Origin of the sequence: uncultured Abyssibacter sp., from assembly GCF_964000955.1 — a bacterium.
Taxonomy (GTDB): Bacteria; Pseudomonadota; Gammaproteobacteria; order Nevskiales; family OUC007; genus Abyssibacter.
On sequence record NZ_CAXFCL010000218.1, the window covers coordinates 39,511 to 45,737 of the forward strand.

The following is a 6,227-nucleotide window of genomic DNA, read 5'->3' on the forward strand; positions in this document are numbered from 1 at the left end:
CCATTCCGAGCGGGTGTCACGATCCGCCGCCCGGGAGGGCGTCGAAGTTTAATCCGACTCCAGCCGCACCTTCGCCATGAAGATGGATTCGCCGGGTACGCGGGTATTGGCCAGGGCCTGCGCGAGTTCATCGTGGCTGACCAGTTGCGACCCAGTCATTCGCAGCTTGACGAACTTGTCCTCGGCGATCGACAGGCAGGTCACTGACGACGCCTGGTCCTGCTCGGTCACGCTGACCATCGCATCGAAACAGAGCACGTCGCGCCCGTCGACGCTGCTGATCTGATCGGGCTGAAACGTCGGCAGCGGCCAATCGGCTTCCCGGGCGATCAACGTGATGATCTTGCGGACGCGTTCGGCCTCGTCGGCAAGAATGGAGGACGCATCAGCCCAGTCGGTTTCCCGGATCGGGTACGCAAACAGGTCGAGCGTCACGTCGGCGAACGTGGGATGCTCATAGGAATAGGACGCACCGTCGAACGGATGCGGGAAGATCACCAGTTCGGTCCGCGCGAACGAACCGATCCGTTCCGGCGGATGCCACTCCGCCGAGTAGTCGCTCGCCTTCAGCGTCCTGCCCACGAACTCAGGTTCGAAGACGCCGTCATCGCTCGCGTCGACCAGCAACCGGGACATCACGTCGTTGGCGACTCGCATGTCCGCCTTCTTGAACCCTGGCCCAGTCAGCAGGCCGCCCGAACGGGCATATTCGACATCATATTGGTATCGCGCGAGTTCCAAGCCATTCCATGCGACCACCACATCGGCCACCGAATCAGCGGTCTCCCGGAACGGGATCAACAGCAGCGTGCCTCCAGCTAGGATAGCGTTGGCCATGTCCTTCATGTCCGATTCCTGAAGCCGCACGACGGAGATGGAGACCGAGTACGGGACGTCACGATTCGCGACCTCCACAGCCTGAAAGCTCCCCGCGGACTCGAGGGCAGACCGGTAATGGGTCAGGTCAACATCGTGCCGGATACAGTCGAAAAAGATCTCCCCATCCCTTTCTTCGCAGAGCTCCACCACTTCCTCGCTCGGCCGCGTGCGAAAGATGGACACAGCAGGCCATTGTTCGGCTTGCACACCGGCGGGAGGTTGAAGCGGCTCTGGGGGATTGGAAGCACAAGCGCTCAACAACAGTCCAACACCGCCAATCAGTAAATTTCTCATGAATAGACATAACTCGAGAAGAACGCCAAGCCGCGGGGCAGGACGGAATTAAACGCACTTATATGGCCAAATCATAACGCCACACCTGCCTTGTTGAATGAGCGCCGATGCTGGCCGGTGACCCCAGACCGATCAATGACAATTGCTCCCAACAGCTGGCTTATCGATCTTCGCGCCGTTGATTTCGAGCGACACGGCATTCTCAATTTTACACCCCATGACGGAAAGGCCCGACTCCGATGCAACTGGCGCCCTCACCATTTTCAACGCCAGCTACTGCACCGGAAACGATACAAAGACGCTACGAGCCCGCTGGCTCCGTCAAATCGCAACCACCGACCGCACCGAGGAGTATCTGTTGGCGGCCGAACAACAAGCAGCAATGAGATAGTTCCGTGCTGGATTGCTACGCGGTTTAGCTTCATCGCAATAAATAGCGGACTGCTTCGGAAGTACTAGTTCCCGGAAACGTTGCCCAACTCCTTACCACGGCAACCCGGAACACTCGCCGGGAATAATCCTCGCTCGGCCTGCCAACCGGCCTGAAATGAGCTAAACACGCAGCTTGGCGTTGCCGCCCCCCGTCACCTTGGGGTCTAATCAAATCAACGCCGAGCACATGCGAGGACCGTCAGGTCATCGATATCGCGGCGAAGGGAACCTCTGCGCCAGAAGCAGACCGGGGATTTACACCAAGAATCGGGGAAAACCAACTTGAACAGCCGTTACCGTCGCCTGCGCGTGCCAGTCCGGGTGACGGTGATATCCATCCTGCTGATGGCAACGGCGCTCACGGCCGGAGTCGCACTCGGTCTGCAATATCTGTTCGCGACCGGGATGGCGCGGGACACGGCGCGGGCGCAGTTTCAGGCCAATGCCGCCGAGATCGGTCGTCTGCTCGCGGACGCCGAAGCCGATGCCACTCAGACCGTGCGTCTGCTGGCCGCGCAGTTGCGACACCTCACCGCCAGCGGTGCGGCGGATGACGACATCCCGAGCCTGCTGATCGCGCTGCTGAAATCCGAGCCGCTGGTGTCCGGCCTGACCGCCGCCTTTGACAGCGGAGAACGGGTCACCGTGGTGCGTCTGGACAGCGCCAGCGTGCTGCGTGACACGCTGAAAGCCCGACCTGACGAGGCCTGGTTCGTTCGCCGCCACGACGTCAGGGGCGCTCGCGATGCCTATCTCGATGACGCGGGGGAAACCCGCCGTACGACGGCACCTGCGGCGGCACCTCCGTCCAGCCTGCTGCCCTGGCGAAACCACGCATCCGAAGCCGTCGTCACCGCAACGCCCCCGCATCTGCTGACCGACCTGATGATCTCGGGGAGGGCCTACGCCCTGCGACTGCCGGACAGCGCGACCGTCATCGCCGCGCTGGTCGCCGGAGCCACGCTGTCCGACAGTCTGGTCGAGCAGATGACCGGCGACGGTGACGTGTTCCTCTACCAGCCCACCGGTGAGCTGGTCGCGTCAAACCACCGCCGACGGACACCCACAATGCCCACCCCGTTGCCCAGGGTCTCGTGGACACCAGAGGAACAAGCCCTGATCCGGGCGCATCCGCGTCTGACGGTGACCAACGAACTTGACTGGCCTCCCGTGGACTTTGCCGCCGAAGGCGAACCGGCGGGCTACAGCGTCGATATCCTGCACGTGCTCTCCGCCGTCACCGGGATCGAACTGCGCTTTGCGAACGGACACAGCTGGTCGCGACTGGTGGAGCTGTTCCGACAGGGTGACATCGATGTGCTGCAACCGGTTTATCGGTCTCCGGCGACCGAGGCGTATGGCCTGTTCACCCAACCCTTCGCGACCCTGCCCTATTCGCTGATCACGCGGCCGGGCCAACCCGCGATCCGGGACATCCGCGAGCTCGCCGGACAACGGCTCGCGATCCCCGGCGGCTGGTCGATTACCCGGTTCGTCGCCGCGCAATTTCCCGCGCAGGACATCATTGAGGTCGGCAACGCCCGTGAGCTGTTCACGGCCGTTCTCGATGGCCGGGCCGACGCGGGGCTGGATAACACGGCCGTCCTGAAATACATCGCGGCGCAGTACTTCATCGACGACGTCAAGTACCACGACAACCTGCAGTTCGGCGGACTCACGCCGCCCAGCGACCTGCGCCTGGTATTCTCGGAGAACAACGTCGCCCTGCGTGATCTCTTCGACAAGGCGATCGCGGCGCTGCCCCCCGCGTTGTTGCAGACACTGGATGAGCGCTGGCTGACGGGAACAGCCGCAGTCAGCCGTGAGGGTGGCGCCGTGCCCTACGCGGAGCTGCTTCGCCTGCCTCGTCAGGCGGGCGCCCTGGACAAGCTGCATGCGGTCAAGCTCGGGGGCGAAAAACGCTTCATCTACCTGACCCGCGTCGGGCAGGACTACTTCGCCGCCGTGGTGCCGCACCGCGCCGTACTCGCGCCGGCGATGCACCGGGTGCGGCTGTCCATCGCCGCGAGCCTGGGCTTCCTGTTGCTGCTCATCCCGCTCGCCTGGCTGCTGGGGTCGCCCGTGGTCGACGCGATTCGTCAGCTCGAAGAGGAAAACGACAAGATTCGCGCCCGCGACTTCAAGAGCGTGCGTCGCCGGTTCAGCCGCATCGCGGAAATCGATCGGCTCTCCCGCTCCATTTACGACATGGCCGGATCGATTCACCAGCACGAACAGGCACAGCAGGACCTGATGGATTCCTTCATCCGGCTGATCGGCCAGGCGATCGACGACAAGTCGCCGTACACGGCCGGTCACTGCGAGCGTGTGCCCGAGCTGGCGATGATGCTGGCCGAACGGGCCGAAGCCTCCCGGGCACCGGCATTCCGCGACTTTGCATTCGGCTCCGACGAGGCCTGGCGCGAGTTCAGGGTGGCGGCATGGCTGCATGATTGCGGCAAGATCACCACGCCGGAGCACGTGGTCGACAAGGGCTCCAAGCTGGAGACGATCTACAACCGCATTCACGAAATCCGGACCCGCTTCGAGGTCTTGCTGCGCGACGCCGAACTTCGGTACTGGCAACGCCGCGTCGAAAACCCCGACGACGAACCGGCGCTACGCGAAGCTCGGGACACCGAACAGGCTGCGATCAAGGACGATTTCGCCTTTGTCGCGCGCATGAATGTCGGTGGTGAGTTCCTGACCGACGAACACAAGAAGCGCCTGCTGCGTATCGCCAAGAGGCGGTGGACTCGGCACCTGTCCAATCGCATCGGTCTGTCGCCACTGGAGGAGAACCGTCTGATCGGCAACGAGCCCGCGCTGCCGGTCAGCGAACCGATCCTGATCGACCGCCCGGAGCATCGGATTCCGCGCCACCACTCCACGGACTTCGACCCCAGGCTGGGAATCAGGATGGACATTCCAGAATGGCTTTATGACCACGGCGAAGTCCACAACCTGCTCATTGCGCGCGGCACGCTGACACCGGAAGAACGTTACAAGATCAACGAGCACATCATCGCGACCATCCGCATGCTGGACGAGTTGCCGTTGCCCGACGAGCTGGCGCGAGTGCCGCGCTACGCCTCGACGCACCATGAGACCATGAAGGGCACCGGCTATCCCAGACGCCTGAACCGCGACGAGTTGTCGGTCCCCGAGCGCATCATGGTGCTGGCCGATGTCTTCGAGGCGCTCACCGCCGCCGACCGCCCCTACAAGAAGGCCAAGCCGGTCAGCGTGGCCATCGACATCCTCCACAAGATGGTGGAGGACGATCACGTCGACGCGGATGTCTTCGAACTGTTTCTCTCGTCCGGCGTGTACCTGGACTATGCCCGACGATTCCTCCCGACCGATCAGGCCGACGCCGTCGATGTACACAAATACCTGAGAGCGTCCAAAGCCGCCTGAGCGACGTCAGGCCCAGGCACGGGTGGCTTCATGATGACAATGTCCTGATCCGGCCACTTTGCGGGATGATCTTCTGTTAGCGTCCGTTCTTGCTGGGGTGGACAACGCAGAAAGGACACGCAATGAGCAACCAGGTTACGAATCGGTTCCGACAGAGATTGTCGGCCATTGGACGCAACGGATTGATCCTGGGCATGGCGACCGCCATGTTGGCCGCATGCAGTGAATCGCCCGAGTCGCTGGAGGCGCCGGTCGACAGCACTTCGGTGGTGGACAGCCTTCAGGACACCGGTCCCAAGCCGTATATCGTCCAGCTGAACGAGGGCATTCTCGGCCTCCAGCTGGTGGGGCAGATCGTGGAGTCGACGCTGTCGCTGATCGGAGCGGACCCGGCCTACCACACCTACGACACCGTGCTGAAAGGATTCGCGGCCGTACTGACGGACGAGCAGGTCGCGGCGCTGGAACGCATGCCGCTGGTCGCCTCCATTACCCCGGACGAGCTGGTCTCGGTCTCGGCAACCCAGGCCTCCCCTATCTATGGGCTGGATCGCATCGACGAGCTGTCACTGCCGATGGATGGTGAATACAGCTATCCGGACAGCGCGGGCGCCGGGGTGCATGTCTATGTGCTCGACACAGGGATCAACCCCGACCACGTGGAGTTCGCGGGGCGCGTGGGTGCTGGCCGCAACTTCGTGAACGACGGTCCCATCGGGCTCGACTCCCTGCTCATACTCAGTCTCGCGGGAATCTGGGAACTGCTCGGCTACCAGCCGGATCCGGACGCCTGGCAGGACTGCAACGGCCACGGAACGCATGTCTCCGGAACCGCAGTCGGCACCACCTATGGAGTCGCCAAGCAGGCGACGGTGCACCCGATCCGCGTTCTGGGTTGCGCGGGAAGCGGCGCCTTCTCCGGCATCATCGCCGGGATGGAATGGGTCGCCGAGAACGCCGAGCGACCTGCCGTCGTCAACATGAGCCTCGGCGGCGGTTCCAATGCAGCGGTTGATGCCGCCGCGAACGCGCTGTTCGACGCGGGCATCCTGCCCGTGGTCGCGGCGGGCAACGACAACGCCGATGCCTGCGGCCATTCGCCGGCAGCGGCGGTCAACGCGTTCACGGTCGGATCGACGGACTCCGCCGACGACGAGTCCAGCTTCTCCAACCACGGAACCTGTGTCGACATCTTCGCGCCG

3 protein-coding genes are annotated in these 6,227 nt (G+C 63.2%); 2 read left to right on the top strand and 1 reads right to left on the bottom strand.

From position 1 onward, the window contains the following. Positions 1 to 48: 48 nt before the first annotated feature. Entirely contained in the window at positions 49 to 1,173 is a 1,125-nt protein-coding gene (locus ABNS06_RS10800) for a hypothetical protein (protein ID WP_348674601.1), read from the bottom strand. Positions 1,174 to 1,887: 714 nt separating this feature from the next. On the opposite strand from ABNS06_RS10800, the gene ABNS06_RS10805 reads away from it, so the two are divergent. Together ABNS06_RS10805 and ABNS06_RS10810 are read left to right on the top strand one after the other, a co-directional pair. Then, positions 1,888 to 5,025, top strand: a complete 3,138-nt coding sequence (locus ABNS06_RS10805; RefSeq protein ID WP_348674602.1) for an HD domain-containing phosphohydrolase — start codon at positions 1,888 to 1,890, stop codon at positions 5,023 to 5,025. Positions 5,026 to 5,147: 122 nt separating this feature from the next. Next, the coding region (locus ABNS06_RS10810) for a S8 family peptidase (RefSeq protein WP_348674603.1) at positions 5,148 to 6,227 on the top strand (1,080 nt) is incomplete at its 3' end.

Bases quoted from the DNA above. Each gene is read 5' to 3' on its own strand.
- ABNS06_RS10800 (WP_348674601.1), bottom strand. From the start codon at position 1,173: ATGAGAAATTTACTGATTGGCGGTGTTGGACTGTTGTTGAGCGCTTGT.